General features: G+C 66.0%; 1 protein-coding gene. It reads right to left on the bottom strand.

Going from position 1 to position 562, the window contains the following annotated elements; translation table 11 throughout:
* Positions 1–562, bottom strand: a 562-nt coding sequence (locus IEY89_RS40240) for a cbb3-type cytochrome c oxidase subunit I (RefSeq protein WP_189152464.1), incomplete at both ends; no start/stop codon positions are given.

Genomic DNA, 562 nt, shown 5'->3' with positions numbered 1-562 from the left:
GCCTCCAGCGCGAACAGCGCGGCGGCGAGAACGGGGAAGGCGAGCAGGACGAGGACCGCGGTCAGCAGCACGTTCCACACGAAGATCGGCATGCGGAACATGGTCATGCCGGGTGCGCGCATGCAGATGATGGTGGTGATGAAGTTGACCGCGCCGAGGATGGTGCCGAAGCCGGAGAAGGCCAGGCCCATGATCCACAGGTCGGCGCCGATACCCGGCGAGCGGACCGCGTCGGACAGCGGGGAGTAGGCGAACCAGCCGAAGTCGGCGGCGCCCGAGGGGGTGAGGAAACCGCCGACCGCGATCAGCGAGCCGAACAGGTACAGCCAGTAGGCGAACATGTTCAGCCGCGGGAACGCGACGTCGGGGGCGCCGATCTGCAGCGGCATGATCCAGTTGGTGAAACCGGCGAACAGCGGCGTCGCGAACATCAGCAGCATGATCGTGCCGTGCATCGTGAACGCCTGGTTGAACTGCTCGTTCGACATGATCTGCAGACCCGGCCGGGCCAGCTCGGCGCGCATGAACAGCGCCATCACGCCACCGATACAGAAGAACGCGA

It is taken from the genome of Streptomyces lacrimifluminis, assembly GCF_014646095.1.
GTDB lineage: Bacteria > Actinomycetota > Actinomycetes > Streptomycetales > Streptomycetaceae > Streptomyces > Streptomyces lacrimifluminis.
This window is presented reverse-complemented; position numbering and strand designations above follow the sequence as displayed.